Annotated in this window: 26 protein-coding genes; 14 read left to right on the top strand and 12 right to left on the bottom strand. The window is 64.5% G+C overall.

Translation table 11 applies throughout. The features are described from left to right. Positions 1 to 225 precede the first annotated feature (225 nt). Positions 226 to 597 carry a hypothetical protein gene (locus tag KCTC_RS05410; RefSeq protein ID WP_125567472.1) on the top strand — a complete coding sequence of 124 codons (372 nt, stop codon included), beginning with the start codon at positions 226 to 228 and terminating at the stop codon, positions 595 to 597. A 68-nt stretch (positions 598 to 665) separates the two neighbouring features. Here the strand turns inward: KCTC_RS05410 and KCTC_RS05405 are convergent, their stop codons facing one another. The 5 genes from KCTC_RS05405 to KCTC_RS05385 all read right to left on the bottom strand — a co-directional run bounded on the left by KCTC_RS05405 (position 666) and on the right by KCTC_RS05385 (position 3,990). After that, the gene (locus KCTC_RS05405; RefSeq protein WP_125567470.1) at positions 666 to 1,901 is read right to left on the bottom strand and encodes a hypothetical protein; all 1,236 of its coding nucleotides are present in this window, start codon (positions 1,899 to 1,901) and stop codon (positions 666 to 668) included. Then, on the bottom strand, positions 1,894 to 2,334 hold the full coding sequence (locus KCTC_RS05400) for a hypothetical protein (protein ID WP_125567468.1): 441 nt from the start codon (positions 2,332 to 2,334) through the stop codon (positions 1,894 to 1,896). The genes KCTC_RS05405 and KCTC_RS05400 overlap by 8 nt, the downstream gene beginning before the upstream one ends. Then, positions 2,327 to 2,896 (bottom strand): hypothetical protein, encoded by a 570-nt coding sequence (locus KCTC_RS05395; RefSeq protein ID WP_125567466.1) that lies wholly within the window; start codon positions 2,894 to 2,896, stop codon positions 2,327 to 2,329. Before KCTC_RS05395 ends, KCTC_RS05400 begins: the two co-directional genes overlap by 8 nt. Next, a complete protein-coding gene (locus tag KCTC_RS05390) occupies positions 2,893 to 3,450 on the bottom strand; it encodes a hypothetical protein (protein WP_125567464.1) in 558 nt (185 codons plus the stop codon). Before KCTC_RS05390 ends, KCTC_RS05395 begins: the two co-directional genes overlap by 4 nt. 198 nt (positions 3,451 to 3,648) lie before the next feature. Further along, positions 3,649 to 3,990 (bottom strand): hypothetical protein, encoded by a 342-nt coding sequence (locus KCTC_RS05385; RefSeq protein ID WP_125567462.1) that lies wholly within the window; start codon positions 3,988 to 3,990, stop codon positions 3,649 to 3,651. A gap of 380 nt (positions 3,991 to 4,370) precedes the next feature. Here KCTC_RS05385 and KCTC_RS05380 point away from each other — a divergent pair, with 380 nt between their 5' ends. After that, positions 4,371 to 4,646, top strand: coding sequence for a helix-turn-helix domain-containing protein (locus KCTC_RS05380; RefSeq protein ID WP_197715259.1), 276 nt, complete (start codon positions 4,371 to 4,373; stop codon positions 4,644 to 4,646). A 264-nt stretch (positions 4,647 to 4,910) separates the two neighbouring features. Here KCTC_RS05380 and KCTC_RS05375 read toward each other — a convergent pair whose 3' ends face one another. From KCTC_RS05375 to KCTC_RS05365, 3 genes are all read right to left on the bottom strand, one after another. After that, on the bottom strand, positions 4,911 to 6,941 hold the full coding sequence (locus KCTC_RS05375) for an AAA family ATPase (RefSeq protein ID WP_125567460.1): 2,031 nt from the start codon (positions 6,939 to 6,941) through the stop codon (positions 4,911 to 4,913). After that, positions 6,938 to 7,180 carry a hypothetical protein gene (locus tag KCTC_RS05370; protein ID WP_197715258.1) on the bottom strand — a complete coding sequence of 81 codons (243 nt, stop codon included), beginning with the start codon at positions 7,178 to 7,180 and terminating at the stop codon, positions 6,938 to 6,940. Before KCTC_RS05370 ends, KCTC_RS05375 begins: the two co-directional genes overlap by 4 nt. A 495-nt stretch (positions 7,181 to 7,675) precedes the next feature. Further along, a complete protein-coding gene (locus KCTC_RS05365; RefSeq protein ID WP_125567458.1) occupies positions 7,676 to 9,082 on the bottom strand; it encodes a recombinase family protein in 1,407 nt (468 codons plus the stop codon). Positions 9,083 to 9,158: 76 nt separating this feature from the next. On the opposite strand from KCTC_RS05365, the gene KCTC_RS05360 reads away from it, so the two are divergent. From KCTC_RS05360 to KCTC_RS05340, 5 genes are all read left to right on the top strand, one after another. Further along, complete coding sequence (locus tag KCTC_RS05360) at positions 9,159 to 9,437, top strand: type II toxin-antitoxin system RelE/ParE family toxin (RefSeq protein ID WP_125567456.1); 279 nt, start codon at positions 9,159 to 9,161, stop codon at positions 9,435 to 9,437. A gap of 12 nt (positions 9,438 to 9,449) precedes the next feature. Further along, positions 9,450 to 9,734, top strand: a complete 285-nt coding sequence (locus KCTC_RS05355; RefSeq protein WP_125567454.1) for a HigA family addiction module antitoxin — start codon at positions 9,450 to 9,452, stop codon at positions 9,732 to 9,734. Between the two features lie 151 nt (positions 9,735 to 9,885). Next, a complete protein-coding gene (locus KCTC_RS05350) occupies positions 9,886 to 10,383 on the top strand; it encodes a DUF1877 family protein (protein ID WP_125567452.1) in 498 nt (165 codons plus the stop codon). A gap of 48 nt (positions 10,384 to 10,431) precedes the next feature. Then, the gene (locus tag KCTC_RS05345; RefSeq protein WP_197715257.1) at positions 10,432 to 10,713 is read left to right on the top strand and encodes a type II toxin-antitoxin system Phd/YefM family antitoxin; all 282 of its coding nucleotides are present in this window, start codon (positions 10,432 to 10,434) and stop codon (positions 10,711 to 10,713) included. After that, entirely contained in the window at positions 10,710 to 10,973 is a 264-nt protein-coding gene (locus tag KCTC_RS05340) for a type II toxin-antitoxin system RelE family toxin (RefSeq protein ID WP_125567448.1), read from the top strand. Before KCTC_RS05345 ends, KCTC_RS05340 begins: the two co-directional genes overlap by 4 nt. 29 nt (positions 10,974 to 11,002) lie before the next feature. On the opposite strand, the gene KCTC_RS05335 is transcribed toward KCTC_RS05340, so the two are convergent. Beyond that, complete coding sequence (locus KCTC_RS05335; RefSeq protein ID WP_125567446.1) at positions 11,003 to 12,376, bottom strand: MFS transporter; 1,374 nt, start codon at positions 12,374 to 12,376, stop codon at positions 11,003 to 11,005. Between the two features lie 155 nt (positions 12,377 to 12,531). Here KCTC_RS05335 and KCTC_RS05330 point away from each other — a divergent pair, with 155 nt between their 5' ends. Together KCTC_RS05330 and KCTC_RS05325 are read left to right on the top strand one after the other, a co-directional pair. After that, on the top strand, positions 12,532 to 13,368 hold the full coding sequence (locus tag KCTC_RS05330) for a lysophospholipid acyltransferase family protein (protein ID WP_164512485.1): 837 nt from the start codon (positions 12,532 to 12,534) through the stop codon (positions 13,366 to 13,368). After that, positions 13,368 to 13,805, top strand: a complete 438-nt coding sequence (locus KCTC_RS05325) for a hypothetical protein (RefSeq protein WP_125567442.1) — start codon at positions 13,368 to 13,370, stop codon at positions 13,803 to 13,805. Before KCTC_RS05330 ends, KCTC_RS05325 begins: the two co-directional genes overlap by 1 nt. 50 nt (positions 13,806 to 13,855) lie before the next feature. On the opposite strand, the gene KCTC_RS05320 is transcribed toward KCTC_RS05325, so the two are convergent. Beyond that, positions 13,856 to 14,824, bottom strand: a complete 969-nt coding sequence (locus KCTC_RS05320; protein ID WP_197715256.1) for an SLAC1 anion channel family protein — start codon at positions 14,822 to 14,824, stop codon at positions 13,856 to 13,858. 90 nt (positions 14,825 to 14,914) lie between these two features. Between KCTC_RS05320 and KCTC_RS05315 the strand changes: the two genes are divergently transcribed. After that, positions 14,915 to 15,817 (top strand): AraC family transcriptional regulator, encoded by a 903-nt coding sequence (locus KCTC_RS05315; protein ID WP_164512484.1) that lies wholly within the window; start codon positions 14,915 to 14,917, stop codon positions 15,815 to 15,817. A 142-nt stretch (positions 15,818 to 15,959) separates the two neighbouring features. Continuing rightward, entirely contained in the window at positions 15,960 to 20,387 is a 4,428-nt protein-coding gene (locus KCTC_RS05310; protein ID WP_164512483.1) for an ImpA family metalloprotease, read from the top strand. Between the two features lie 24 nt (positions 20,388 to 20,411). Here the strand turns inward: KCTC_RS05310 and KCTC_RS05305 are convergent, their stop codons facing one another. After that, positions 20,412 to 21,065 (bottom strand): TetR/AcrR family transcriptional regulator, encoded by a 654-nt coding sequence (locus KCTC_RS05305; protein ID WP_125567433.1) that lies wholly within the window; start codon positions 21,063 to 21,065, stop codon positions 20,412 to 20,414. Positions 21,066 to 21,181: 116 nt separating this feature from the next. On the opposite strand from KCTC_RS05305, the gene KCTC_RS05300 reads away from it, so the two are divergent. Genes KCTC_RS05300 through KCTC_RS05290 form a run of 3 tightly spaced genes read left to right on the top strand, consistent with a single transcriptional unit; the run spans position 21,182 to position 24,827 of the window. Next, on the top strand, positions 21,182 to 22,630 hold the full coding sequence (locus tag KCTC_RS05300; protein WP_125567431.1) for a flavin-containing monooxygenase: 1,449 nt from the start codon (positions 21,182 to 21,184) through the stop codon (positions 22,628 to 22,630). Continuing rightward, a complete protein-coding gene (locus KCTC_RS05295) occupies positions 22,627 to 24,297 on the top strand; it encodes a GMC oxidoreductase (protein WP_125567429.1) in 1,671 nt (556 codons plus the stop codon). Before KCTC_RS05300 ends, KCTC_RS05295 begins: the two co-directional genes overlap by 4 nt. Further along, entirely contained in the window at positions 24,294 to 24,827 is a 534-nt protein-coding gene (locus KCTC_RS05290) for a DUF4334 domain-containing protein (RefSeq protein WP_125567427.1), read from the top strand. The genes KCTC_RS05295 and KCTC_RS05290 overlap by 4 nt, the downstream gene beginning before the upstream one ends. Position 24,828: 1 nt before the next feature. Here KCTC_RS05290 and KCTC_RS05285 read toward each other — a convergent pair whose 3' ends face one another. After that, complete coding sequence (locus KCTC_RS05285) at positions 24,829 to 25,098, bottom strand: hypothetical protein (RefSeq protein ID WP_125567425.1); 270 nt, start codon at positions 25,096 to 25,098, stop codon at positions 24,829 to 24,831. Positions 25,099 to 25,477: the final 379 nt, after the last annotated feature.

Below are 25,477 nucleotides of genomic sequence, written 5' to 3'. Positions count from 1 at the left end.
CGCAGCCGATCGACACGTGTGCTGTTAACACGACCGAGGGGTTCGATGTGTGGCGGCAGCCGACGTCGAGGGCGCGAATAGAGGCTTCCCCGATGAAGCGGGGCACGGGGCATCGGGGTGCTTCGGACGGAGCCCGAGCGGTACTCAGCGAATAAGAATAGTGCCAACCAACATATAGGTATGACAGTCATTGTGATGCGAGGCCATAAGCGCTAGCCTGACACTATGACCGCAACGCCTTTGCAGGATTCGCTCAAGAAGGTCCGTGCCTCCGGGAAGGACTGGATCGAAATGTCGGTTGACGCCGACCGCGTCCGCTCGCATTCCTGGCTCAAGAACATGGCTGAGAGGGGGGCGTGGGGGTCGGCTGGGGCTGGTCGAGTTGGGCCGCCGACGCCGGATGATTTCGGCGGGCTTGCGAAGCTACTGGGTACGAGCCGTGAGCAGGTTGCCTCAATGGTTTGCGCCGACTTCTACGGCGTCGATACGGGCTCCGGATACTCGGCAACAGTGCAGCGGCTCGCGCCGACCATCGATGAGTTGGATCTCGACGACGTGGTTCTTGTCGAAAAGTTGATCGCGCGTCTTGGTTCGTGACAACTCGCACGTGGCGCCGCGCCTGTGGTCCTTCCTTGATGGGCGTGGGCGTGGCTCGTCTGGATCTCTCAGTCGGCGATCTCTCGGAGGCAAGCCGCCCACGGGTCGAGGTGGCTGTAGAGGGTCTGCACTTGTCGGTCGAGGTTCTTCGGGAATCCGACCGAGCTGAGCGTGCGGGCGATGAACCGAGCTGAATCGGCGAGCTCGTCCGCGAGCGTCGCTGCGCTCTTCCCGCTGGCGGCGCGCACCTCGTTGGCTCGGGCGTGGACGGAATGCTTCATCAGGCTGTGATAGTCCAGGTCGCCTGGCCCGAGGTCGGCGCACTCCCGGCAGGTGCAGTCCAATAGGGCTGGCGCGTAGAGGTACAGGTACTGGGCTAGGTCTTGGCTGATGTATTTGTGGACGGCTGGAAGGTAGTAACGCGCGGGCGGAGGCCCGGAGTTGGGCAGCTCGACGTAGGCCCGATTTTCGCCAAATCCGATACCGTGCGAGCAGCCGTTCAAGCCGACCGATCCGAGCAACACTGCGAAGTACCCGCCGTACAGCGCGAACATCTTCTTCCCAGACTGTGAGGCAGCTCGTATTGCCCGCCCGTATGCGACGAGCCGAGCCCGCCCCGCCAAGTCGACCTGGAGCTCGTCCAGGCTATCGACCCAGATAACGACGCGCGACTCTGGTGCCGACGCCAACAGTCCTTCGAGTGCTGGCGCGGTCTCCGCAGCCACCACCCGAAACGCGGGGACCTGGGCGGAGCGCGCTGCAAGCTCCTCCTGCGTCAGTCGCCAAAGCTCACTCGAAATGGTCCAGCGCGGGTCATCCGTCGAGCTGGCCATTAGGTAGGGGGGAAGGATCGCTTCAGGCAGCGTCGCGTCTTCCGAAACGACGGCCTCCCCGAGTCGTTGGGCGTACTTGTCAAAGTGCTTCGAGTTGAGTTCCGTGTACCCGAGATTGAACTGCACCCAGTGGGTGGCGATGTTCTGCAGCCGCCCCGTCTCGAACTCTTCCGGGTCGAACTCGAAGCCCGAGACGAGCCCCGGATCTCCAAGGACTTCCGCGAGCGAAATGTGAGACTTCTTGGGTCGGCTTAGCGCCTGATGAAACAGGGGGAACCGTGGATCAATGACGTATCTCGGCGGGCTAGCGGGCGAAGCCGAGAGCGTTAGTACAAACCCCTTGGTGCCATCCTTCTGGAAGGCGGCGACTGTTCCTGGCACTAGGAGGCCGTCGTAGTCTCCGGTGAGTTCACGGGCCGTCTGTTGATCGGCGGCGCCGTAACTCAGGTAGTGGTCGAAGGTGTCAAACAATCTGGTGCCCCCCCGTCCGGTCGAATACTTGGCGCAACCGTTGTCGAACGAGCGGGTTGATTCGCTCTTCGTGTGGCAGGAGGAGGGCATGCGCCCGCGCGCCGACTTGGATAATGCCGATACCTTCGCGTCGAGCTACCTCAACGTTGTCCGGGTTCGGTGCTGATTCAACAACGATCCAACTGCGCTCGAAACTCATGCTGTTGTAGATCGCTTGCTCAAGAACGCGGGAGAAGCCGCCGAGCTTAAGTTCGAATGCGCTCAAGGAGCCGCTTCGCGTCAATGTGGCTACATCGACTCGTCGGCCCCTCCAGGGCAGCTCGAAGCGAACTTCCGTTCCTCTTGGCGCGCGGCGAGTACGCCTGAGCCATTCAAGTAGGGGAGTGACCATCTCGCCTTCGGCTGCAAATGACGGGCGGGGAGCTTCAGTCATGCCGCACCCCTTTCGGCCGGGCAAGGAGCTCAGCTGAGGTGATCTCGCCGTGGAGATAGTGGTAACAGATGACGACAACTGCTCCGAGTAGAACGCCGACACCGACGACTGTGAAGGCTGAGGTTCGCCAAAGGCGCGTATGGGTATCCGTCGCGCAGAGCGCTGTAATCAGCACGACTCCCGCAAGGTAGATGACAGCAGGAACCCAGGCCCACTTGCAGATGAACAGCAGGGCTTGAAAGCGATCGCGCAAGGTATCGCGAATCTTGATCGCACTCTCGAAGTCACGGGTCAGGCTGACAATCTCGCCCGGATCTGCCACTACGAACTCAGGGCTGAAGGAGCCGTCAACCTCACCCAAGTGCTGGTCCGTCTTCTCCTGAACGTTCCGAAGGCGTTCGAGCGCGAGTTCTGAGAGGCCCGAGTGTGCGATCTCCACCCGATCGCCAAGCTTCTCTAACGTATCGCCTCTCAGCGTTGCAGTCCGCCAAATCGCCGCGATGGCCGGAGTTGCCACCGCCACCCCAACCCCGATGATGGCTACTCGGAGATCGGGGTTCACGGGCGACGTCCGAGAATGTCGTCTCGGATTATCGACTTCGTGGTGTAGTCCTCGTATCGCTGGTAGACGTACCGGACGAGCTGCCGCAGCGGCAAACGGGCGAAACGTTGCTTGAGGCCCGCTACGTCTTCGATCGCGCCGTCGGGCAACTCGGCAGCGAGCGCGTGGAAGTAACGCCAACCGCGATCAGTGAGTTCGAAATCGCGGGTTGCGTAGGGATCATCGCCGGCTAGCTCTCCGCCGATCATGTTGCGCTGCTCCCAGGTGTCCTCGTCGGACGCAGCCTTACTGCCGCTGTCGACGACGAGCTTGGCCGCAGAAAGCATGTCCACGGCCTTGTAGACCTCTGCTGAGAACGGGCCAAAGTTGTACGGCTCGAAGTTCGCTTCTTCGGTCAACCACTCTGGGGCTTGCGTCTCCTTCTCAAGGAGGAACACCAGCTTCTCTAGGCGGGTGATGCCGTTCAAGCGGCCCGGGACTGAGCCGGGGCTTCCGGGGGCCCCAAGCAGCAGCACGATGGCGTCATCGATGCCCATCTCCGGCTTGTTGCTCATGTTGGGTGACGGCTCCATCCCTCTTGCAGATGGTGCGATCCTAGCTCCAGCCGTAGACAGAATCTGGCCGCCCGTCGCTCGCGAACTCCAGGCAATTTGCGATTCCGTTCGATCCAACCAGGTTGCGATCTCGCCGCGATCGAAGCGCAAAGGCGTCATGCCCTGCCACGCATCAGCTCTAGCCGGAGCAGCGGCCAGTTACAGGCCGCACTTGTCGTGGACGTACTCGGTGATCAACGTGTTCGCCTTGGCGGCATCGAGGCTGGACATCGGCGCGGTCAATAGTGTCCTGGCGGCGGCTGCGACCTTGGACGGCCCTACTGATTCAAGCTGATTCAATGCGTCTCCGACTGAGGCAAAGGCGGTAGACAGATTGCCGGGGAGGGCCGTGGACGCCTCGCCAGCGCTCTGCTCGTATGCCCAAGCCGCCGAGCAAGCTGCGGACTTGTCGCCGCCAGTGCCGTACTTCCCGCCAATGGCGAACTTGAAGACAAGGAACCCCGCGACCGCAAGCAGGGCAATCGCAACGCCGATCATCACGGCGACCCCTCTTTTCTTCATGTGCAGCTCCCTCTACTCAATGTCGTGTCCGACTTACCCTTGTCTGACCACGGAGTCTCTTGACGTCAAGATATCCGTGCTACGCTCCCAGCAAGCGCCGGAGGCACCGCGAGCGGGAGCGTCAGAACGTGAGACCCCTGCTCGGATCGACAACCCGTCGGCCGCGTCAGTGTCCGACGAGGCCTGCCATCCAGAGGCCCAGGATGATGACGATGATCCCCAGAAGGATCCTGATTGCCTTGAGGTCGTTCATCGCGCCGCCCACTTCACGCCGCACTTCGATTGGGAAGTGCGAAACTGTAATTGTCTGCGCTATGTATAGCGTGGTTTCCAGAAACCCGTAAGGGCAACGTGCATGTGTGCGCTCACCGGGTAAGCAGTCGCGGCCTCCGCTGACTGACTATCGGGTGGCTTTCGGGCAATCCCTCCGTGCGGCCCGCGAGGCTGTGGGCATCAGCCAAGAGGCGCTCGCCCACGACATCGGCATGAGTCGCCGCTACTTGTCCGGAATCGAACGTGGCGAGGCCAACCCGACCCTCGATCAGATCGCCCGGCTTGCCGACGGCCTTAATCTCGAGCCGAGTGCGTTGCTGCCAATGCGTAGCCAGCCTCGGGCCCCGTCGTCCGACAGCTGAAAACAACGCCTGATCGTCAGCGCGTCTTTCCGCGGCGTTCCGGCCGCTACCGAGCCTCGCCTAGCCGATGGTTCCGAGCTTCGTGCGCCTTGAACCACGGGCAATCTAGATCGTGCACCACTTTGATCACCACGACGCCGGGTGACTGCTCCCAAGGCGCTGCCGTCGCGGGACAGTCGGGGCAGGCTGGGATGCCATCCGCATGGGCAGAGATCGTCTTGGCGGCCCTGCGGGCGTCGCGCATTCGTTGACTGCGTCGGGCGCTCATCGATCAATCTCCTCGTCAGCGTCGGACACATCGGGTTCGATCCGGAATCCGAGCGCAATGGCCTCAGACTCCGTAGAGCCGGGGTAGTAGCGCTGACCCTGCTTCTCGATTCGGCCCTTACCGACTAGTTCACTCAAGTGCTTGTTGATGGTCGTGCGGTTGTGTCCTCCTCCCAATGCGGCGACGACCTCGCCCGCTGCCGCGCCGATGTTCCTGACTGCATCGAGATGCTCCAAGATCAGCCGCTCGCGCTCCTGGCGTGGAGTCTCGTTCGGCATCGGTTGCAACGACTGCGGATCAACGGTCAGCGAGGAATCAGTGGAGCTGAGGGTCACGGACATGAGGGTCAGGTGGTCCTTCGCGCCGTCTTCCCCGTCCTTCTGCTTGGACACCTCTACGGTCACGTGCATTGACGCGCCCTGTCGATTCGTGTGGAGGACGGCGTCGGCGTCGTCCTCGATGCCGGAGTAGCCGCGGGTGTCAGTGTCATTCTTCTGGGTGTGCGCGATCACCAGGGCGAGTCCACCGGTTCCGTGGTCTAGCACCCGGACGAGATCGGCGATTCGATCAACGACCGTCGCCATATCCGACCCGTTTCCGTCTGCAGCTCCCGAGATCCGCCGAAGGGTGTCTAGGACGACCACGCCGTAGCCGGAAGCGTTGTGCAGCAGGTCCTCGTAGCTCGTACCGGCGGCGTAGAAGTTCGGCGCACTAGTGCGGACAGTGAACTGATCGACGAGGTCGGCGCGGGCTACTTCAGGGTGAGCCGTGAGCCAGGCCCGTACTCGGTTGTTGATGTTGCGCGCGCCCTCACCTGCCACATACAGCACCCGCGCTTGTGTTACAGCCCTGCCCTGCCAGGGGATTCCCGCGGCGATGCTCAACGCCATGTCCAGGGCGATGAAAGTCTTGAATGTCCCGTCACGACCCGTGAGCAAGGCATAGCCCTCGGGCAGTCGGCCATCGATGAACCAAGGCATTGCGGGCAGGGCATCGAGGTCGTCCAGAGTCATGTAGTCGCTATGTCGGTCAGCCGCCCCGACAGACTCGGTGGCGAACCGGCGCCTCGCTTCGGTCCTGGCTCGTAGAAGTCGAAGCTCGCGCTGGACGTCGGCTTCGTCAGGCATGGGCGGCAGGGGATCCAGAACGTCGAACATCTCGGCAACGGATAGCGACGGGCGGGGGCCACGCTCGGGATCGGCGTCCTTGATCGCGTTCGTGATGGTCGCCCCTACCTCGCCCGGCGGCAGTCCGGCGTCGGCCGCAGCATCAGCCAATGCCGTCTCTGCGTCGTGTGAATCGAGGTATCCCGCCTTGACCAACGAGCACACGGGCAACGCCTTGTCCCGGAGGGTTTGGTTGCGTGTGCCTTCCTGAGCTGAGCGGATTCGATCGCACGCTTCTCGGAGGTATTTGTCGGCCCACTCTCGTTCGGTCTCTGTGCAACTGCGGTCGCTTGACTCCATCTCGCAGCCATCCTCGGTCTGAACGGTTTTGGTGGCTGAGCCAGTACTTAGCCAGTCGGCCAACTCGCTGGGTAGTGGCGCGATGGGGACGTCTTCGGCGACCTCGTACCAGTTGCCGGTTGGCTGGTTCCTGCTGTCGAAGTGTTGCGAGCCGGTGCCAACGATGAAGCCACCAGCGCCTCGAATATTCAGGCCGTCGGGCCACCCTGAAGGCTCACGATTCCCGATCCTGCACACCTCGTGGTCGTGCTCGAAGATTACGTGCCTGCCTCCACCGATACGACCTGTACTGACAGTGAGAGTTGGTGGGAGCGAGATCCCCAGCAGCTGCTCAAGTTCAGCGACCGCGCCCGGCCTGTCCTCGTCCAGCACGACGAGGCGAGCGCTCTCGCAGTCGATCCCGTATCCGGTCACAGACGAGGGCCAGGCGGCGATCTGCTCTGGCGTCGCTCCGCGCTCGCGCCATCCCTTCTGGCCGTTGGGCCTCTTGGTTGACCGGAGGGGGAAGACGAATGCGCCTCGCTTCGTCCACCCGAGAGCGGGGTCCTTGAACGTGCTCACGCGTCACCGCCCGCGTCCACGAGCAGACCGGCGAGGTGGGCGCGCTGGGCCTTCGTCAACGGGGGAGCGTCCGCTAGAGCCTTGTCGATCGCGCAGGCGATCTGGGCGGCAGCGAGATCGCGGCGAGCCTCAGTCGCGTCTGTTCCGAGCGATGATGCGCGCGCCACGCGGCCCGCTGCGCGATACCGCCCGTGTGGGTCGGCGTTGGAGCGCCGGGAGGCGCTGGTCTTGATGGTCACGGTGCTGTCCCTGGCGGGGATGCGAAGCTCCGGTCGCCAGGATTTTAGGCACCATGTCCATTGCTTCTGATTTTTCGCACCTGCCAGGGCCGGGTGGCCAAGGTCGCTACTCGTGTCTCTGCGCCGCGCCGGGTGCTCCGGGTGCCCACAGGAACTGTGACCCGGGACTAGCGCACGAGAGCTACCCGGACAGTTTGTTGCTGAGGCAACGATATCAGCCCCATTAGGGCATTTAGTCGTCGATTCGTCCCCTCTCAACTCTCCGCCGCCTGGCGTATGGATTGAACGAGGTTCCGCCTGATGTGCCCTCTCGCTGTGCTGCGCGTACTTCTAGGTACGCGCGCATCCGCACACCGGATCTGACGTTGAGGTGTGCTGGGGTGTGCGCTCTGTTCTCGTCCCGCTCAGCAGGGATGTGCAGGTATGTGCGGTGCTGTGGCCTGGACTGTGAGATCCCTGTGCTCGGACGGATTCCGCACCAAACTTGGGTGATTGCTATCGGGTCCAATCGATCGTCACGGTCTCCGGGTCGAAACCCTTTCGCCCTTGCTGTGCGCGATGAAGGGTGACCGTCATGAACAGGCTTACCAGTGCTCGTTGCCTGTCGGTCGTCATCGTCGGCCACGCCTCGTCGAGCTTGTCCAGTACGCCCTCCAGGCCGTCGAGCACGGGCGTTCGTGCGTGTTCCGCCAATGCAGTCTCAACGTCAGCCAGACGCGCGCGTAGCGGCTCGACGGCCTCTCGCACGTCGTCGGGGGTCAATGTCCCATCGGCAACGAGCGCCGCGAGTCCGGTCAGCCGCTCCCGAAGTGCGGTGTGCTCGGCCAGTAGGTCGACTGCATCGTCGCGGCCCTCGATTCCTGGGCGAAGCGCAGCGAGTGCGTCAGGCTGACGCAGCCGTGCTGCCAGGACAGCCAACACATACTGATCGACGGCTTCACGGTTGCGTGTCATGTAACAGCCTCGGCAGGTGTAGCGAGTGCCACCGGACCCGCCGGACACGATCCGCCGAGTATCACCGCACGCGCATCTGAACAGCCCGCTGCCCAGGTACTTCCGAGCAGTCGTGCCTGTCGCGTTGGTCTTTCTGCGTGGGTCGGCCAGTCTGGCGTTGACGAGGTCGAAAGCAACCGGATCTACCAGCGCCGTCCACGAGCCATCCCCAACTACCTTGCCCTTATAGGTCCGTCGTCCTGCGTAGCGCGGGTTGGTGAGGATCGTGCGCACGGAGGACGGGGTCAGCTCGTAGCGGCGCGAGAGAGTGCGCAGGGTGTCTCCCTGGGCGAACTCGTTGAACAGTGCCCGCACCGTCTCTGCCTCGTCCTCACGCACGGTGCCGTCTGTGTTGTAGCCCGTGCAGCGGGTGCCCTTGGGAACGCCGCCCCGTTCGGCTCGCTGCTGGTTGGCGCGCGATTGGCGCTCGCCTTTCCGGCGCACTTCAAACCGCGCGATGCCTGCGAGCATCGTCGCTCTGAACTCACCGTCAGCGGTCGTGAGGTCAATCTCGCCGTCGACCGTCACCGCCATCAGCCCGGCGTCGATCAGCGCGTTGAGGTCGCGAGTCGAGCGGAGGAGTCGGTCGAGATCTACGGCGATGACGACATCGATCAGACCGGCGGATCGATCGGTCAGCATTCGTGCCCAGTCCGTGCCCTTGCCACGGGTCTTCGATGCCGACACGTCGAGGTCGACGTATTCACTGACAACGCGCCAACCGCGAGAGGACGCGAGAGCGGTTGTTCGTTCGCGCTGGCGCTCGATGCCGTCTTCGCCGTTGCGGGTAGGGGACTGCCGCAGGTAGAGCGCCGCTCGGCGTGCCCCTGGGACCGTGGCCGACGACTTCGCTCTTGCTGTGCGGATGAGTGCATCTGCGCTGGTCAGAGCCTTGTCGGAAGCCTTCACTCACTAAGCATAACGGAATGTGGTGGAGTTCCGCTTCAACGTGTAGCGCGTATCGTTACGTGATACAGTCGATCGTGTGATCGTCACCTTCCGTCACGAGGGACTTGAGGCGTTGTTTCGCACCGGGTCCAAGCGGGGAGTGCAGCCCAGCCATGCACCGAAACTGTTGCGCATGCTCGACCTCATCGACGTTGCGTCCGAGCCGGCCGACGTCATGCTTCCGGGCTACCGGGCGCACGAACTTCACGGAGATCTGGCCGGGCACTGGTCGATGTGGGTGAACGGCAACTGGCGGGTCACGTTCAGATTCATCGGCGAGGACGTCGAACTCGTCGACTATCAGGACTATCACTAGGAGGTGGCAGACATGGTTGTACGGATCCCGACTCATCCGGGCGCGATCCTCCGTGAGGACGTATTGCCCGAACTTGGGCTCAGCGTCTCGGCTGTGGCGGAGCACCTGGGAGTGTCGCGCGTGACGCTGAGCCGCGTACTTCATGAGCACTCGGCGATCTCGCCCAACCTCGCCCTCCGTCTGGAGGCTGCAGGGCTGAGCAGTGCGCGGGTGTGGCTCGCCATGCAGAGCGCCCACGACCTCGCTGCCGAACGCAAGGCAGGCATTCCGAAGGTCGAAACGCTTCAGTCGGCCTGACTGCTTGTGCATAGCCCGATCCGCTCGTCGTCCGCTTCAATGTGTAGCTCGATCAACCTGGTTTTCTCCACAGCGTTCGATGAAGCAGCGCTCCTCCACAGGGCCGCTCACTCTACTTTCGCTCGGACATCGCCAGCCTGATCGTTGCCGTATGGGGATCCGCTACTACGCATATGCCTTCGACCGCGACCAGACCGATGAGGTGCTCGCGAATCCGCGCAACTACATCTCGAGTGATCCGTTCGCCGATGCGTGGGGCATGGAGCCGCACGCGTACGTCGGGATCGCGACCATGGAGCAGACAACTCCGGAGCGAGACATGGCATACCTCGACAAGGCATGGAGTTATCTCCAGCGGCTGTCAGGCCCGACGGCCGAGAAGGGTCCGCGGCCCGCGTATCGAATGTTCGAAGGCGCCGTGACATTCACCGGCATGGGTTGGGATCCGTATGTTCACGCGTTGACGCCGGCTGAGGTTGCCGAGATCGCGCCCGACGTCGCGGCAATGGTGAGCGAGATCGAATCGGGTGGGCTGCAGACAGTGGGCGACCCGGACAAGCTCTACGTGGAGCAGTACCTCAGGCGGGCTGGCGAGTTCGTCAGTTGTTTGGCATCGGAAGGTCGGGGGATGGCCTACCTCATCGGGTAGGGAACGCGGCGCCCGAATGGCGAACCAATTCTCGCTATGATCATGTACATGAATACCGTCCCTCTCGCCACTGCACGTGCGCAACTTTCGCAACTTGTTGACGAAGCCATGCGCACCCATGAACGCGTCGAGGTCACGAGGAACGGTAGGCGCGCAGCGGTCATCCTGAGCGCAGATGACTATGACTCACTCATGGAGACTCTCGACATCCTTGGCGACGCCGAGGCGATGGCTGCCATCCGCGAGTCGGAGGCGCTGGCGGACGACCAGTGGATCCCCGGGGATGTGGTCCAGGCCGAGTTGCGAGCTGCAGGGCGACTGCGCGGGTGACGTACGCGATCTCCCTGTCGCCGCGAGCGCGGCGCTCGTTGAGCGTCGACCTGCCAGAGGCCGTTGCCGCAGCATGTGCACAGTTCATCTTCGGGCCGCTGGCCGAAAGTCCGTACCGCGTCGGCAAGCCGTTGCGCGACGAACTGGAAGGCCGCTACTCCGCTCGGCGCGGGGAGTTCCGGGTCATCTACGAGATTCATGACGAACGTGTCCTCGTACGCGTCATCACTGTGCGGCATCGACGTGACGCCTATTCGTGACGGAACTCGGCGGCAGCGATCCCGGTCGCCTATGACGCCGGTCGCAAGGCCTCGAACGCTTGCCCGGGCACGCGGTTGCCGGCCTCCTCGATGCCGCGTCGCGGGTCCACCCGGAGCAAGAAGATCGCGCCGAGAATGAAGAAGACAATCAGCGCGACGATCGCCGGGCGATACGACCCGGTGACCTGAAACACCACGCCGAACAGCAGCGTGCCGAACCACGATGTGCCGCGCTCGCACGCGTTGTAGAGGGCGAAGTACTCGCCCTCGCGCCCCCGCGGGATCAACAGCGAGAAGAAGGACCGGGACAGCGCCTGGGTTCCACCCATCACGATCGCGATCAACACCCCCAGTGCGATGAAGAGCGCGACACTGCCGCGAGGAACGAACACGGCCAACACCACGATCACCATCCAGCCGACAGTGCCCCAGAGAATCGGTCGGTAGGAGCCGAACCGCTGCGCGAGCCGACCGAAGGCGAGGGCGCCCCCGAACGCCACGAACTGGATCATCAGAATGGTGCTGATCAGCACGGTCTGGCTCATGCCCAGCTGCTTGGATCCATAGGTCGATGCGCTGCCGATGACTGTCTGGATTCCGTCGTTGTAAAAGAGGTATGCGATCAGGAAGGTGAGCGTGTGCGGAAATGCGCGCATGTCTTTCAGGGTCGTGAACAACTGGCCGAAGCTGCGCTGCATCAAGGACCCCGTCTGTGCCTCACGCGTCGGGGCGTAGTTGCGCAGGCGTACCAGCGGGATGATGGTGAACGCTGCCCACCAGACAGCGGCAGAGAGCAGGGACAGCCGCACTGCGAGTTCCTTGCTCAGTCCGAAGTTGCTGTGAGCCTGGACCATGACAAGGTTGATCAGAAGCAGCAATCCGCCGCCGAGGTAGCCCCAGGCCCAGCCCCGCGACGACACCGCGTCGCGCTCGTCTTCGGTGGAGATGTCGACCAGGATCGCGTAATAGGCCACCAGTGAGCAGCCGCCCAGCACGCTCGCCGCGACGATCGCGAAGGCAGCCAACTGCCACTGGCTGCCCTGCATGAAGAAGAGCAACGCCGCACAGGCACTAGCTGCCCAGCCGTAGCCCGCCATGTGCCACTTCTTGCGCGGGCTACGGTCAACAAATGCACCCACCACCGGCAGCACCAGCGCGCTGCTGATCGTGGCGAAGCTGATCAGGTAGCTCGGCAGCGACCCCGCCGCAAGGTGAAGGCCGAAGACGCTGACTGGATTGCGACAGGTGTCCTCGGCATCAGCGCAGCCGGCGGCGTGGCTGGCTACCGTGATCATGAACGGCGCAAACAGCACCGCCAAAGTCGTCGTATAGAAGGCAGAATTGGCCCAGTCGTACCAGTTCCATGCCCGCTGTTGCGGCGTCAATCTCGCGGACTTGTTCACGGCCGCAGCCCTCGATCCGTCAGTGCCAGCCTCATGGTTCCCAGTAAACCGGCTGGCCGCGTCGCGCTGTCGCCCGCTGCAGGGTCGACCCTTCCCCACGGCGCATGCGGCATGATGCACGCGGGAGTTCGACGGCACGAGGAGCAGGAATCGTCATGGCATCACCGCTCAGCAAGATCGTGGAGACCCTCACCTCCAGCCCGGAGGGCCTCGAGGGGCGCGACCCGGAGTTCATTCGCCGCCAGTTGCCCCGTCTGTGGCTGATCGCACAGGTCTATCACCGCGCCGAGGTCGAAGGCTTCGAGAACGTCCCTGACGAGCCAGTGCTGTTCGTGGGCAACCACAGTGGCGGCGCGACGGTGGCGGACTCATGGATCTTCATGCTTGCCTACAACACCTTCTTCACGGTTGAGGGGCGTCCCATGATCGGGATGGCTCACCGCGCTCTGACCGCCACCCCGGGCATCGGACACATGCTGCGCAAGCTCGGTGCCGTCACCGCTGGCCACGAAGCGGCCGAGCAGGTGTTCAGCGAAGGCGGCTCACTACTGGTCTACCCCGGCGGTGACGTCGAGGCGTTGCGGCCGACTCGCGACAAGAACAAGCTCAACTTCGACGGGAGAAAGGGCTTCCTCAAGTTGGCGCACGCCAATGGCGTCAAGATCGTGCCGGTCGTTGCGACCGGTGGCCAGGAAACCCTCTGGGTGCTCAATGACGGCAAGGCGCTGGCCAAGCTGATGCGGTTCGACAAGATGCTGCGCATCAAGAGTGTGCCGATCACGTTCTCGATGCCCTGGGGCTTCCTCCCCGGAGGCCTCCCGCACTTCCCCTTCCCGGCGAAGATTCGGATGCGGGTGCTCGAGCCCATCGATCTCCGCGAAAAATATGGCGACGATCCTGACTGGGATCAGGCGTACGCCTACGTCACGAGCCTGATGCAGCGCGAACTGTCGGCGCTCGCGGCCAAGACCGTGCTGCCGGTGCTCGGCTGATGTCCGGCGAGATCATCGAGCGAATGCTCGTACGCCGCGACCTCGACGTCGTTGCGAAGGTGGCCACCGACCCGTTGACGATCCTTCCGATCATCGGGGGCTTCGGGCGATTCGATCCGTTGGATGTCGACGCCGCCGGCTGCGGGCTGTGGGATGTCTTCATCAATCTGGGAACCAACCAGGTCGGCGGCCGGGTGGAGGTCGTCCGGCTCGGTGAACGACACCTGCAGTGGAGCTCGGTGCGCGGTACCCATCACTCGATGGACATCCGCGTGGAGCCTGATGCAGACGGTGCGGTGGTGGAATTCCACCTGCAAAGCCGTTTGGCCGGCGGACTGACCGGTCGCATCAGTCAGTTCGTGTCCAAGGGCATCGTTTCGCGCCATCTCGTCGCTGGACTCGACCAACTGCGCCACTACATCGAACACGAGATGTAGAGCGCCGTTTCCTCGGCAGAGAACGCCGGCATCGAACGAACGGCCGGCTCTCAGCCGGCGAGTGCCTGCAGTTCCCCGCGGGCGATGCCGTGCAGCGTACGCGCGAGCAGGCCGGCGATGACCACGGTCGCCAAGGTCAACATCGCGACTGCCGCGGTGTCGGCCAGAGTCGATGGCGCAAGCGTCGCATAACGCAGTGCCGCGCCGGCGGTCGCGGCGAGCGGGAAGCTCACGGTCCACCACGCGACGCGGAACGGGCAGCACTTCGCGAGGTGCCGCAATCGGCCGAGCAGCACCAAGAGAAGGAACCCGGCGATCGCCAGGAGGCCCTTCGCCAGATCGTCGACCCGACCGATCGTGATCACGTACGCGGAGAAGCCGACGGAGAACGGTGCCAGGAGGACCATCAGTACGGGTGATCCGCCTGCTGGCAGAGGCTCTTCGAACATCAGCCGCGCAAAGATGATCGTGAACAGTGGGATGGCGAAGAACAAGCCGACTGACAGGCCGAACATCATGACCGCCCGCGGTTCGTGGCTGAACTTCAACGCCGGCACCGCGAGTGGGATGTCGAGCAGGCCGACGAGCGGAACGATCCAGGCCGGCGTGGCGTGGTGACGCTGCTGGGTGATGCCCATCCACCGACTGGCCATGTGCCAGGCGAGAGCCACCATGCCCGCCGCGCCGATCCACCACACCGTGTGTGCCAGAGTCAGGTTGTACGGCGCGAGCAACGCCGGCACCAGCAGCGTGCTGATCAACGGCGTTCCGAACAACGCGCCGGTCACCGGGTGACGGAACTCAGCCTTCACGTGGCCGAAGCCAGTGATCGCCTTGATGCCGTAACCGACGATCTGCGCGATGTAGGCAGTCAGCGCCAGCCATCCGATCCCGTCGGCGACGAGGCTGGGGGTGCCGAAGTGTTCGTGCGCGAGACGCCAGGCGAGGCTCAGCCCACTCAGGCCCATCACGGCTCCGAACAGCGCGACCGGCAGCCAGCTCAAGCGTTCCTTGTTCATGGCAACCATCGTGGACGCCTGGATGTGAACCGACAAGGCATGAAAGGATCACAATCGCGCTCCATCGGATCACTGCTAGGAGAGGACGGCATGGACTGGCTGAGTCATCTGGTCGCTCAGGCGCGACCGCGGGCGCGCCTGGATGAGCGCTGCCTGCTGTCGGGCGACACGCATCTGGACAACCCGCCGCAACCTGCAGGCGTGGTGCCGTTCCACCTCCTCCTCGAAGGCTCGTGCGTCGTCGAGATCGTCGGGACTCGCACCGAGATGGAGTTGGCAGTGGGCGACCTCGTGCTGCTGCCGACCGGGGACGCCCACAAGATCAGGGTCGTCGGGCCTGCCTCCGCGAGGATTGATCTGTTGTGCGGGCACTTCGAATTCTCGAGCGGGGCGGGTCGGCTCCTGTTCCGGCACCTGCCGAACCCCATGCGAGTCAGCCTGTCAGCCAACGGCACCGAGCTCGAGCTCGGCCACATCTCGTCGCTTCTGCGGATCCACTCCGCCTCGGAGCTCCCCGGGCAGCAAGCTGTCCTTGATGCGCTCGCTCAGATGCTGTTCGTCATCGCGCTGCGAGCCCAGCCCCCAGGTGGAGAACCCCAACTTCTGGCGATTGCCGATCCCGCTCTGCGAGCAGCGCTGGCAGCGGTGATCGCAGACCCCGGCGCGGTCTGGACCATCGACACGCTCGCGGAGGCAGCCCACATGTCACGTGCAACGCTCGTACGCCGCTTCCGCGACCATCTCGGAATCGGTGTCGCCGACTTCATCACGTGGGCCCGCATGATGAAGGCCGCGGACCTGCTTCGTACGTCTGGTGGCTCGGTGTCGGCGGTCGCCAGTGCCACCGGATACAACTCGACTGCCGGCTTCACCCGAGTCTTCCAACGCACGTACGGAATCTCGCCTGCCCGCTACGCGCGCGCTGCTGACGACACCCCCAGTCTCGAACGCCGCCCCTTTCTGATCCGGGAGCCGTACGTGCCGTCCGTATGACTACGGATGTGCGGCGGTACAGGACGAAGGGACGATTGACGGTCTGGGATTCATCGGCAAAGTTGGCTCGGGCGGCGTCGCGAACTGACGCTGCTCCGAGCCGGCCATGCCGACTAGTTGTTGTCACCTCCGGGGGAGCCTGATGAAGCGCCGCATCGTTGCCACACTCGCCGTCCTTGCGGCCCTGACCGCGACCCTTGCGGTCTCGGCGCCGACCTCGGCAGCCACGACGCCGGTGCTGACCGTGACCCCGACTGGGGCGCGGATTGCGTACGGCACGGGGCTCTTCATGCGTGCGCTCTACCGCAATTCGGCAGGCGTGACGACGGACGTCACCGCGAAGGCGTCGTGGGTCTCCCGTACGCCTGCGCTCTCGTACATGCATGGCGCGGGCCAGGTCCGGATCAGCGGCAAGCCCGTCGGGGGCGTGGCGGTTGTCAGTGCGTCCTATGGGGGCAAGACCACCTATCTGAAGATCAACGTCTCGACGGCCGCGCTCACCTCCGTGGTCCCGGCGATGACGAGCAAGACGATCTTCGTCGGCGACCGTTTCGGCTTCGAGACATTGGGGTATTTCGTCGGCTTCAACGAGCAGCTGCGGTGGTGGTCCGCGTACAGCTTCCAGCCTGCGGGGATCGTCTCGAGCGCGAGCGGCGTCCTCACCGGACTGAAGCCCGGCAGGACCGTCGTCACCGCCTCGTACCGCGGCAAGGTCAGCCGGATCACAGTCACCGTGCTCGCCAAGACTCCCCGGATCGTCCTGACCAAGACGGCCGGCAACGTCGTCGACACGGATCACAGTGGCGGCGCGTCCGCGGGCGACACGATCCCGTACACGTTCTCGGTCCGCAACACCGGCAACATCCCGGTCACCCTGACCGGAGTCACCGACCCGAAGCTGGGCGCGATCACGTGTACGCCGACGGCTCTCGCTCCGAACCAGATCGCCTCCTGCAACGGTGTGACGTACACGGTCACGCAGGCTGACGTGGATGCGCAGTCGGTTGCCTCGACCGCCACGGCCACCGCCAGCAGCGCCGCAGGTCAGGTGCAGTCCCAGGCCAGCACCTCCACGTCGCTGTCGACGCTCAGTCACTTCACGGTCACGACCTCCACGACGGCTCCGACCGATGCCGACACCGACGGACTGCTCGACATGGGCGACACGATCCACTACTCGTACGCGGTCAAGAACACCGGCTCCACGACACTCAGTTCGGTCTCGGTGACGCCGGGGATCGGTGGCGCGGCGACCTGCCCGACCGGTTCGGTCAGCCCAGGCGCCACGGTCACCTGCACCAGCAGCCTGGGCGTCACGCTTGCCCAGGTCGGCGCGGGCAGCCTGTCCAACGCGGCGACGGCGTCGGCCACCTCGCCGACGGGTCAGGTCGGCGCCACCGCCGCTGCGTTCAGCACGACGTTCGATCGAATGAACATCGCGTTGCAGCACGGCCTGCCGAACCTGGTGAGTTATGCCGAACTGGTCGCCAAGGCGCAGGCGCTGAAGAGCGCCCACGCCAGTCTTGCGGCCAGCCTGCTCCCCAGTACGGCGATGAACTGGCAGTTCGACGCTCAGGGACAGTCGGTGTCGAGCTACGCGATGCCGTTCCAACAGGTGGTGCTGCGGAGCAACCACAACTTCAGTGGTGGCAGTAGCACCGCCGACCTTGCTGTGGCGGGGACCGCACCTGGCCAGACCACTCGGATGGCGTACGTCACCGCGAATCCCTTCACCGACCTGCTCGCCAGTCCGCGGACGGCGATGCCCGACGCGGGTATGAACGCGTTCGACGTCAATCTGTTGAAGTGGCTGCTCAAGGCGTCGGACCTGTCCTCCACCTCGTTCAACGTCAAACTCGTGAATACCTGGGGTAGCACCACCTCGGGAACCGAGGCGCCGACGCGCAGCTGGTTCGCGGCGCACGCGCCCGGGTTGCACCTCAATGTCAGCGAGTGCGATCTTCCCGATCCCACGTGCCTCACCGGAGCGGACCTGGTCGTGTTCGGCGGCATCGGCTCCACCTCTGACAGCCCGACCATCGCCAACCAGGTGAAGGCGGCATACGACGGGGGCGTCCCGGTGCTCTTCATGGCTGACAACTGGTATGGCGACGCACCTGCGGCCATCGCGCAGAAGTTCGGGATGGCGGTGGACTACTCGCCGGTCTACTGGGACCACAACGGCCTGCAGAACTCGACCACGGCCAACCAGCTTCCCGGCGGCCTCGACGGTTTCCAGCAGGTGGTCAGCCCGTTGGTCAACACCACCTTCGGTACGCCGCTGGCGACCAGCGACTACAGCGCCTGCCAGGGCAAGGACACCCTCTACGACTGCAACCTTGGCACGGCGGCGTTCACGGCCTACCAGACCGCGACTGCTTCATGGCGGTCGTGGGTGTCATCTGCGAACACCAACGGTGTGTCGTGGTTCAGTCAGCCGCGCAATGGTGATCAGGACCTGATGCGTGCTCTGGTGATGCTCGCCGACAAGCTGCGTACCGGCGCGGCCCCCTCACTGCGACCGGGCGACTCGGTGCCTGCGGTGACGTACCCGGTCCCGACGTACACCGATGGTGGTGCCGCGACCCGCGGCCTGTTCGTCGACTCCACCACGATGACCGCATGGTCGGGCAATCAGGCGGCCGCGGACACCGGCACCGTGTACTGCACGCGTTCGGACACGGTCGCCCACAGGTGCGTGGCACCAGGCTGGCCCGGCTTCGGCAACCACAGCCTGACCCTGACGTCCACCCGCAATGACGAGTGGCAGGCGACCGGCTTCGACGCCAAGCCCGGCGTCCCGCTGACCGTGCGTCTGACCAGCGACCCGGGCCTGAAGGTTTACGTGCGCACGTTCTTCCAGCGCAACGGCACCACCAAGTCCGGGCAGGTCGACGGTTCGAATGTGTCCTACTACGACCGACCGCAGTTCGTGGCGACTGACTGGATCCCGGTGACCACCACGGGTACCACGTTCAGTTCGCCGTACGGTGGTCCGCTGTACGTCCGGATCGTCGGGAGCACGGCGACCAGCGGCACGTCGGTGCCTTTGCAGTTCAACAACACCGCCACCCACCCGGCGGTGCTCGACATGACCGACAGCAGTCAGGTCAGCAACTTCGTGGCCACCGTCAATGCCGCCAACACCAACCATGACGGGGCGTACTACGCCGACCTCGGTGGCTCCGGGTTCGAGGCCCACATGTCAGTTGCGGCCATCAACGATGCGCTGACCAACTCGGGCACCCAGGGTCGTACGTGGTCCTACACCGACCACGGTGGTCTGCAACAGTTCCTCAACGACTTCCGTGACCAGTACGTGTTCACTGTCTACAAGATGGCCGGCCTGCAACTGGGGCCGAACACCCCGCTGGCCAACAGTGACGACCCTGACGTAGTGACCGCCTGCCAGCACTTCGGGTTCCCGTGCCTGGATCCCAGCTTGAACCAACGCACGGTCATCCAGCATCTCAACTACGACCAGCACGCCCAGTGCGGTGACCTGTGCTCCGGCAACCCGATCGATTCCGACGGCTCCCCGTCGCCAGCAGGGTGGGGCGAGAACCACGAGCTCGGCCACAACCTGCAGCGTCAGCAACTGAACATCATGTGGGCGGACACGGGCGCCAACGGCACCAACGCTGCCGCGGCGAACGTGTGGTCCAACTACTCGAACCGCTCCGGCGAGGTGTCGAACAACATCTTCCCGTATCACACTGCGTGGAACTTCTACCGCAATGTGCACAGGGGCTGGGGCGACTCCTCGTTCCCGGGAGGATCCGCGCCTGACACCGCGACCCTTAGCCGCGACGTCGGTGGCATCGACGCCTTCTCCATCGCCCAGTCGATCCGCCTTCAGCAGAACAACGGCGGCGTGCTCAGGGCGTACGACGCGTCGTGCAATCTCCACAACACGACTGACACCACCGCAACGCCGACGAACATCGCGATCGCGAACGCGATCTGGCGCAACAGCGGGACGTACGACGACAACAACCTGCGGATGTCCTTCTACCAGCAGATCGCGCCGTTGATGCGGGGCAGGGTCCTGTCGGACGGCACCACGTTGAACGACGGGTACGGGATCTGGACGCTGCTCTACCAGGCAGCCCGCGGTTGGTCCGACGCGACGTCGAGCCAGGCCAAATGGACGGCTGCTGCACAGACGACGTACGGGATGTCCGACTTCGCGTGGAACAACGACGCCGTCTACGGCAGCGGCAAGACGGTCGGCAACATGATCGGTAACGACTTCCTGCTGATCGAACTCTCCAAGATCACCGGTTACGACTGGCGTCCGTATTTCCAGACGCACGGTGCGCTCTACACCGCTCTGGCGAACCAGCAGGTCATCGACAACACCCCGACTGGCGGGTACAAGTCGTTCAACAACGTCTTCCCGGCTCTTGGCGCGCAACTGCCGTTCGCGAACATGTCGAACATCGGAACGGTCGACATGACGAGCCCGTCGCAGACGTGGCCCGGTGCCTACGAGGGTTCGGCCACGACCCCGTCGTACGCGGGCTTCCACCCGGGCACCAAGGCCTCGACGGGCGCTACCTGCCCGTGACGCCCGGTCGGCGGAAGCACTGACCTACGTCCATTGCAGCGAGCGCCCTTCGAGCATCTGCTCGGCGGGCGCCCGCCCGGACAGGACGGCCAGCGCGAGCTTCCAGCGGCGCAGGACGGCCTCGCGGTCGCCGAGGCTGCCGGTCAGCATGGTGGTCATTGAGAGCCCGGTGAGCAGGTCGATCGTGAACTCGATCAGTTCGGGCGTACGGGGGTCGGTTGCCAGCGGCTCCCCGAGGCACGCCGCGTACACGCGCCGCATCTCGGCGAAGACCCGCGCCTCCTCCTGCAGAAGTTGGGTGCGCAGGTCTGCGTCCGTACGCGCAGCGACCCACAGTTCGACGGCGGCGAAGAACGCCGGTGAATTGAGGTCGCGCCAGACGAGTTCCACGAGCGCATCGATGCGGTCGATGTCCTCGGGCAGAGCAGCCGCCTCGCGTTGGAAGGCGTCGACCCGGGTGTCCACGACGTGCGTGACCGTCGTGATGAGGAGGTCCGCTCGCGTGGGGAAGTGGTGCTGCAGGGTCCCGCGGGCGAGTCCCGTCCGCTGCTGGATCTCACTGATCGTGGTGGCTGCGTACCCGCGCTCGATCAGGCACTGCGCGGTGCTGTCGAGGATCTTCTTGCGTGAGGCGGCCCGTCGCTCGGCCTGGCTGCGTCGGGGAGGGGTCGTGCTCATGCCACAAACCGTACGACGTATACAACAAATGGGTCAACTGGTCTGGTTGACAGCATGCCTGTCGGTTGAATACGGTGCATAAACCGTACAAGCAAACTGTTTTTAAGGTCTGATGCGTGAAGACACCTCGTATCGCCGTGATCGGCGCAGGGTTCGGCGGCCTCGCCGCTGTGATCGAGCTCAAGAAGCGTGGCTTCGACTCGATCGTGGTGTTCGAGAAGGGCGACGACGTCGGCGGCGTGTGGCGGGAGAACACCTACCCGGGTGCCGCCTGTGACGTGCCGTCGCCGTTCTATTCGTACTCGTTCGAACTCAACCCGCGCTGGCCGCACCGGTTCTCGAGGCAGCCAGCGATCCTGGACTACATCCGCGACGTCGCCGACAAGTACGACGTTCGTCGGCACATCCGTTTTGGAACCGAAGTCGTCGGCGCATCGTTCGACGCGAGCACGAAGACGTGGACCGTCGAACTAGGCACAGGCGAGACAGTCGAGGTCGACGTCCTCGTGACGGCCGTCGGGCAGCTGTCGAGGCCGTCGTTCCCAGCCATCGCCGGAGCCGACACCTTTGCTGGTCCGTCGTTCCATTCCGCCGAGTGGGACCATGCCGTGGATCTGTCGGGCCGGAAGGTTGCGGTGATCGGGACCGGCGCCAGCGCCGTGCAGTTCGTGCCCGTGATCCAGCCCGAGGTGGCCCATCTGGACCTGTTCCAGCGCACCCCGCCGTACGTCATCCCGCGGCCGGACCGGAAGTTCTCGGCGCTGCACCACCGCGTCTTCGAGCGGGTACGCGCCACCCAGCTCGTCGAGCGCGGCACCTGGTACGGCCTCGTCGAACTCCTCAGCATCGCGTGGGTCTACTCCAAGCCGTTGGCGGCGGCCATCAAGGCGATCTCCCGAGCCCACATGAAGCGGCAGACCAAGGCCCGGCCCGGGCTGTTCGAGAAGGTCTGGCCGACGTACGCGATCGGCTGCAAGCGGATCCTCTTCTCCGACAACTATCTGCCGGCGCTCGCACAGGACAACGTCGACGTGATCACTGAGGGCATCCGCGAGATCACCCCGGGCGGCGTCGTGACCACCGACGGTGTCCACCACGACGCGGACGTGCTCATCTGGGGGACGGGGTTCAAGGCGACCGAGTTCCTTGCTCCGATGATGATCCGCGCGGGGGAGCGCGACTTGGCGGAGCAGTGGTCCGAGGGTGCTCGGGCGTACTACGGCATGACCGTTCCGCACTTCCCGAACCTCTTCATCATGTACGGACCGAACACCAACACCGGTGGCGGATCGATCATCTATTTCCTGGAAGCCCAGGCCAGATACCTCGGCGACTACGTCGAGTTCCTGGCCGACTCTGCTGGGCCGTTGGGCGTCAAGCCTGACGTCGAGGAGGCGTACGACCAGCGCATCCAGAGCCAGCTCGCCGACAGCGTGTGGAGTCAGTGCTCCTCCTGGTACCGAAACTCGAACGGGCGTGTCACTACCAACTGGCCGGCTCTCGGTCTTGACTACAAGAAGCAGGCCACCTTCAGGCCTGAGGACTATGAGGTGCTTCCCGCATGACCTACGACTACGACGTCATCGTGATCGGCTCCGGCTTCGGGGGGAGCGTCACGGCGCTCCGCCTGACCGAGAAGGGGTATCGGGTCGGTGTGCTCGAAGCGGGCCGACGCTGGAATGCCGAGGACTTCCCGAAGACCAACTGGAACGTCCGGAAGTCGATCTGGGCGCCGCGTCTGGGGTTGACCGGGCCGCAGCGGATCAGTGCGCTGGGGAAGTGTCTGGTCTTCAGTGGCGCGGGTGTAGGTGGCGGGTCCCTGATCTACGGCAACACGTTGTACGAGCCGTTGCCGGCGTTCTACACCGATCGGGCCTGGGCTCACATCACCGACTGGCGCGACGAGCTGGCCCCGTTCTACGACCAGGCCAAGCGGATGTTGGGTGTCAACGAGAACCCGCGTATCGGCCCGAAGGACGAGGTCCTGCTGAGCGTGGCGAAGGATCGCGGGGTCGCCGACACGTTCCACCGGACCCAGGTAGGGGTGTTCTTCAACGAAGGCCAGGAGGGCGTGGAGGTCGCGGACCCGTACTTCGGTGGTGCTGGGCCGACGCGTACGGGCTGCATCCACTGCTCGGAGTGCTTCACCGGGTGCAAGCACAACGCCAAGAACACCACGAACATGAACTACCTCTACCTCGCCGAGAAGAACGGCGCGGAGGTGCATCCGCTCACGACGGTGACGAACGTGACCGCGGACGGCAACGGTGGGTATGTCATCGAGACCGAGCGGTCGGACCGGTGGGTCCGCAAAGGGCGGCGTACGTTCACCGCACAGCAGGTCGTCTTCGCAGCCGCGGCGCTCGGCACTCAGAAGCTGTTGCACCGATTGAAGGAGGACGGCAGCCTGCCGGGCCTCTCGGACCGGCTCGGCGAGCTGACCCGCAGCAACTCCGAGGCGATCATCGGTGTGCAGAGCAGGACGCGCCACGACTTCGCGCAGGGCGTCGCGATCACGTCCTCGATCCACCCCGAGCCGCAGACGCACGTCGAGGTGTGTTCGTACGGCAAGGGTCAGAACTCGCTGTTCCTGCAGACGGTGCCGATGGTGGATGGCGGGGCGTTCCGGTTCCTGCGATTCCTGCTGACGTTGGTGCTCCACCCGATCGCCTTCGCGCGTACGCTCAGCGTCCGCCGGGCCTCCGAGCGGTCGGTGATCCTGCTGGTGATGCAGTCGCTCGACAACTCGCTGACGTCGTACCTCAAGCGCGGTCTGCTCAAGACGAAGCAGGGGACGGGCGAGCCGAATCCGGACTGGTTGCCGATCGCACATGACATCGCCCGCCAGTACGCGGACCACTCCGATGCCGATGCCGGGAACATCGTCACCGACATCTTCAACATCCCGGCGACCGCGCACTACATCGGTGGATGTGCCATCGGTGACTCGGCCGAGACGGGCGTCGTCGACCCGTGGCAGCGCCTCTACGGGCACCCCGGTCTGCACGTCGCCGACGGGAGCGCCGTCACGGCCAACCTCGGAGTCAACCCGTCACTCACGATCACCGCTCAGGCCGAGCGGGCGATGGCGTTCTGGCCCAACAAGGGTGAGGCCGACGGACGGCCGGAGCTCGGGTCGGCGTACGTACGACTTGAGCCGGTCGTGCCGAACGCTCCGGTGGTCCCGGCGAACGCTCCCGGGGCGCTGCGTCTGACAGGAGTCGCGTCGTGAACTCCGAAAAGTTGGCCCGGCTCGAAGCGGGCACCACGTTGGACGAGGCGCTGGCCTTCTACGACTCCCTCCCGGCAGTCGAATGCGGGGATGTATCGGGCCGTTACATCGGTCGCGAGCTGCGTACCGGGCACGCGATGGACGGACTGCTCGAGGCAACGGGTTGGTACGGCAAGGAGTTCGACGACGCCGACCACGTGCACCCGCTGCTGTTCCGCAACCGCCGTGGCGAGATCTTCCCCGTCGAGCCCCGGATGATGCCGCTCGGCATGGCGGCGTCGGTCCCTGACGCGATCGTGGACCGTTCGCAGGGTCTGATCGGCGGCCTGCGTCCGCTGCTGCGGGCGCGGGGTCACCGCGCGCGACTACGGGCGGTCGAGTTCCGGGGAGTCGTGACTGCGGCCATGGTCTACGACCACCTGCCGATCATCGATGTCTTCCGACGCGTCGATGAGACGACTCTGTTCGGAGTGATGGACCTGCGCGGCTCGACGCCGTACTGCTTCATCCTGGAGCGCGAGCCGGCCTGACCTAAGGGGCGGCCTTGTACGCCCGGATCCCTTGGTGCATCCGGATGTCGGCGAGGATCTCGCGAGGCACCGGCCAGTTCAGGGCCTCGATCGCCGCGGCGTACGCGAGGAGTGCGCGAAGCGTCGACTCCCGGGCCTGACTCAACGCCGTCGAGTTGGCCAAGGTGGCTGCTTGGTGACGCTGCGTCCGTTCGGTCTCGCGCGCCGTCACGACGGCTGCGAAGAGTGCTGCCAGGAGTCCTCGTCGGTCTGCAGTCGACTGGTCGTGCATGAAGCCGCCTCTCGACCGGTCACCGCTACGGGTTCGGGGTTGAGGCCATGTCGCCGATCAGTCACCTACAGCCTATGTGTCGGCGTCAAGACCGCCGCGCTGCACACGCACGGCCCACGCCGGGGCCTTCGCGGTGCGATCATCTGCTCATGGGAGTGTCGAGATGAAGTGGCGACGTACGCGCCTGAATCCGCAGCCGGAGCCGCCGGGTGCGGTGGAGTTCCCCGGCGGTGACGGTGCAGCCAAGGACGCTGCGTACGTCAACCTCACCTATACGCCGGAAGAGATTCTCAACAAGCCGCCGGCCAACAGTCAGCCGCCCGGTCCGCCTGTCGCGCCGAAGGTGCTTCTCGGTCTCCTGCTCCTCGTCTTGATCGGC

The organism is Nocardioides baekrokdamisoli (assembly GCF_003945325.1).
GTDB classification, from domain to species: Bacteria; Actinomycetota; Actinomycetes; order Propionibacteriales; family Nocardioidaceae; genus Nocardioides; species Nocardioides baekrokdamisoli.
This window is presented reverse-complemented; position numbering and strand designations above follow the sequence as displayed.

Bases quoted from the DNA above. Each gene is read 5' to 3' on its own strand.
- KCTC_RS05410 (WP_125567472.1), top strand. From the start codon at position 226: ATGACCGCAACGCCTTTGCAGGATTCGCTCAAGAAGGTCCGTGCCTCC.
- KCTC_RS05400 (WP_125567468.1), bottom strand. From the start codon at position 2,334: ATGACTGAAGCTCCCCGCCCGTCATTTGCAGCCGAAGGCGAGATGGTC.
- KCTC_RS05390 (WP_125567464.1), bottom strand. From the start codon at position 3,450: ATGAGCAACAAGCCGGAGATGGGCATCGATGACGCCATCGTGCTGCTG.
- KCTC_RS05355 (WP_125567454.1), top strand. From the start codon at position 9,450: ATGGTTGTACGGATCCCGACTCATCCGGGCGCGATCCTCCGTGAGGAC.
- KCTC_RS05350 (WP_125567452.1), top strand. From the start codon at position 9,886: ATGGGGATCCGCTACTACGCATATGCCTTCGACCGCGACCAGACCGAT.
- KCTC_RS05345 (WP_197715257.1), top strand. From the start codon at position 10,432: ATGAATACCGTCCCTCTCGCCACTGCACGTGCGCAACTTTCGCAACTT.
- KCTC_RS05330 (WP_164512485.1), top strand. From the start codon at position 12,532: ATGGCATCACCGCTCAGCAAGATCGTGGAGACCCTCACCTCCAGCCCG.
- KCTC_RS05325 (WP_125567442.1), top strand. From the start codon at position 13,368: ATGTCCGGCGAGATCATCGAGCGAATGCTCGTACGCCGCGACCTCGAC.
- KCTC_RS05320 (WP_197715256.1), bottom strand. From the start codon at position 14,824: ATGAACAAGGAACGCTTGAGCTGGCTGCCGGTCGCGCTGTTCGGAGCC.
- KCTC_RS05315 (WP_164512484.1), top strand. From the start codon at position 14,915: ATGGACTGGCTGAGTCATCTGGTCGCTCAGGCGCGACCGCGGGCGCGC.
- KCTC_RS05310 (WP_164512483.1), top strand. From the start codon at position 15,960: ATGAAGCGCCGCATCGTTGCCACACTCGCCGTCCTTGCGGCCCTGACC.
- KCTC_RS05305 (WP_125567433.1), bottom strand. From the start codon at position 21,065: ATGAGCACGACCCCTCCCCGACGCAGCCAGGCCGAGCGACGGGCCGCC.
- KCTC_RS05295 (WP_125567429.1), top strand. From the start codon at position 22,627: ATGACCTACGACTACGACGTCATCGTGATCGGCTCCGGCTTCGGGGGG.
- KCTC_RS05285 (WP_125567425.1), bottom strand. From the start codon at position 25,098: ATGCACGACCAGTCGACTGCAGACCGACGAGGACTCCTGGCAGCACTC.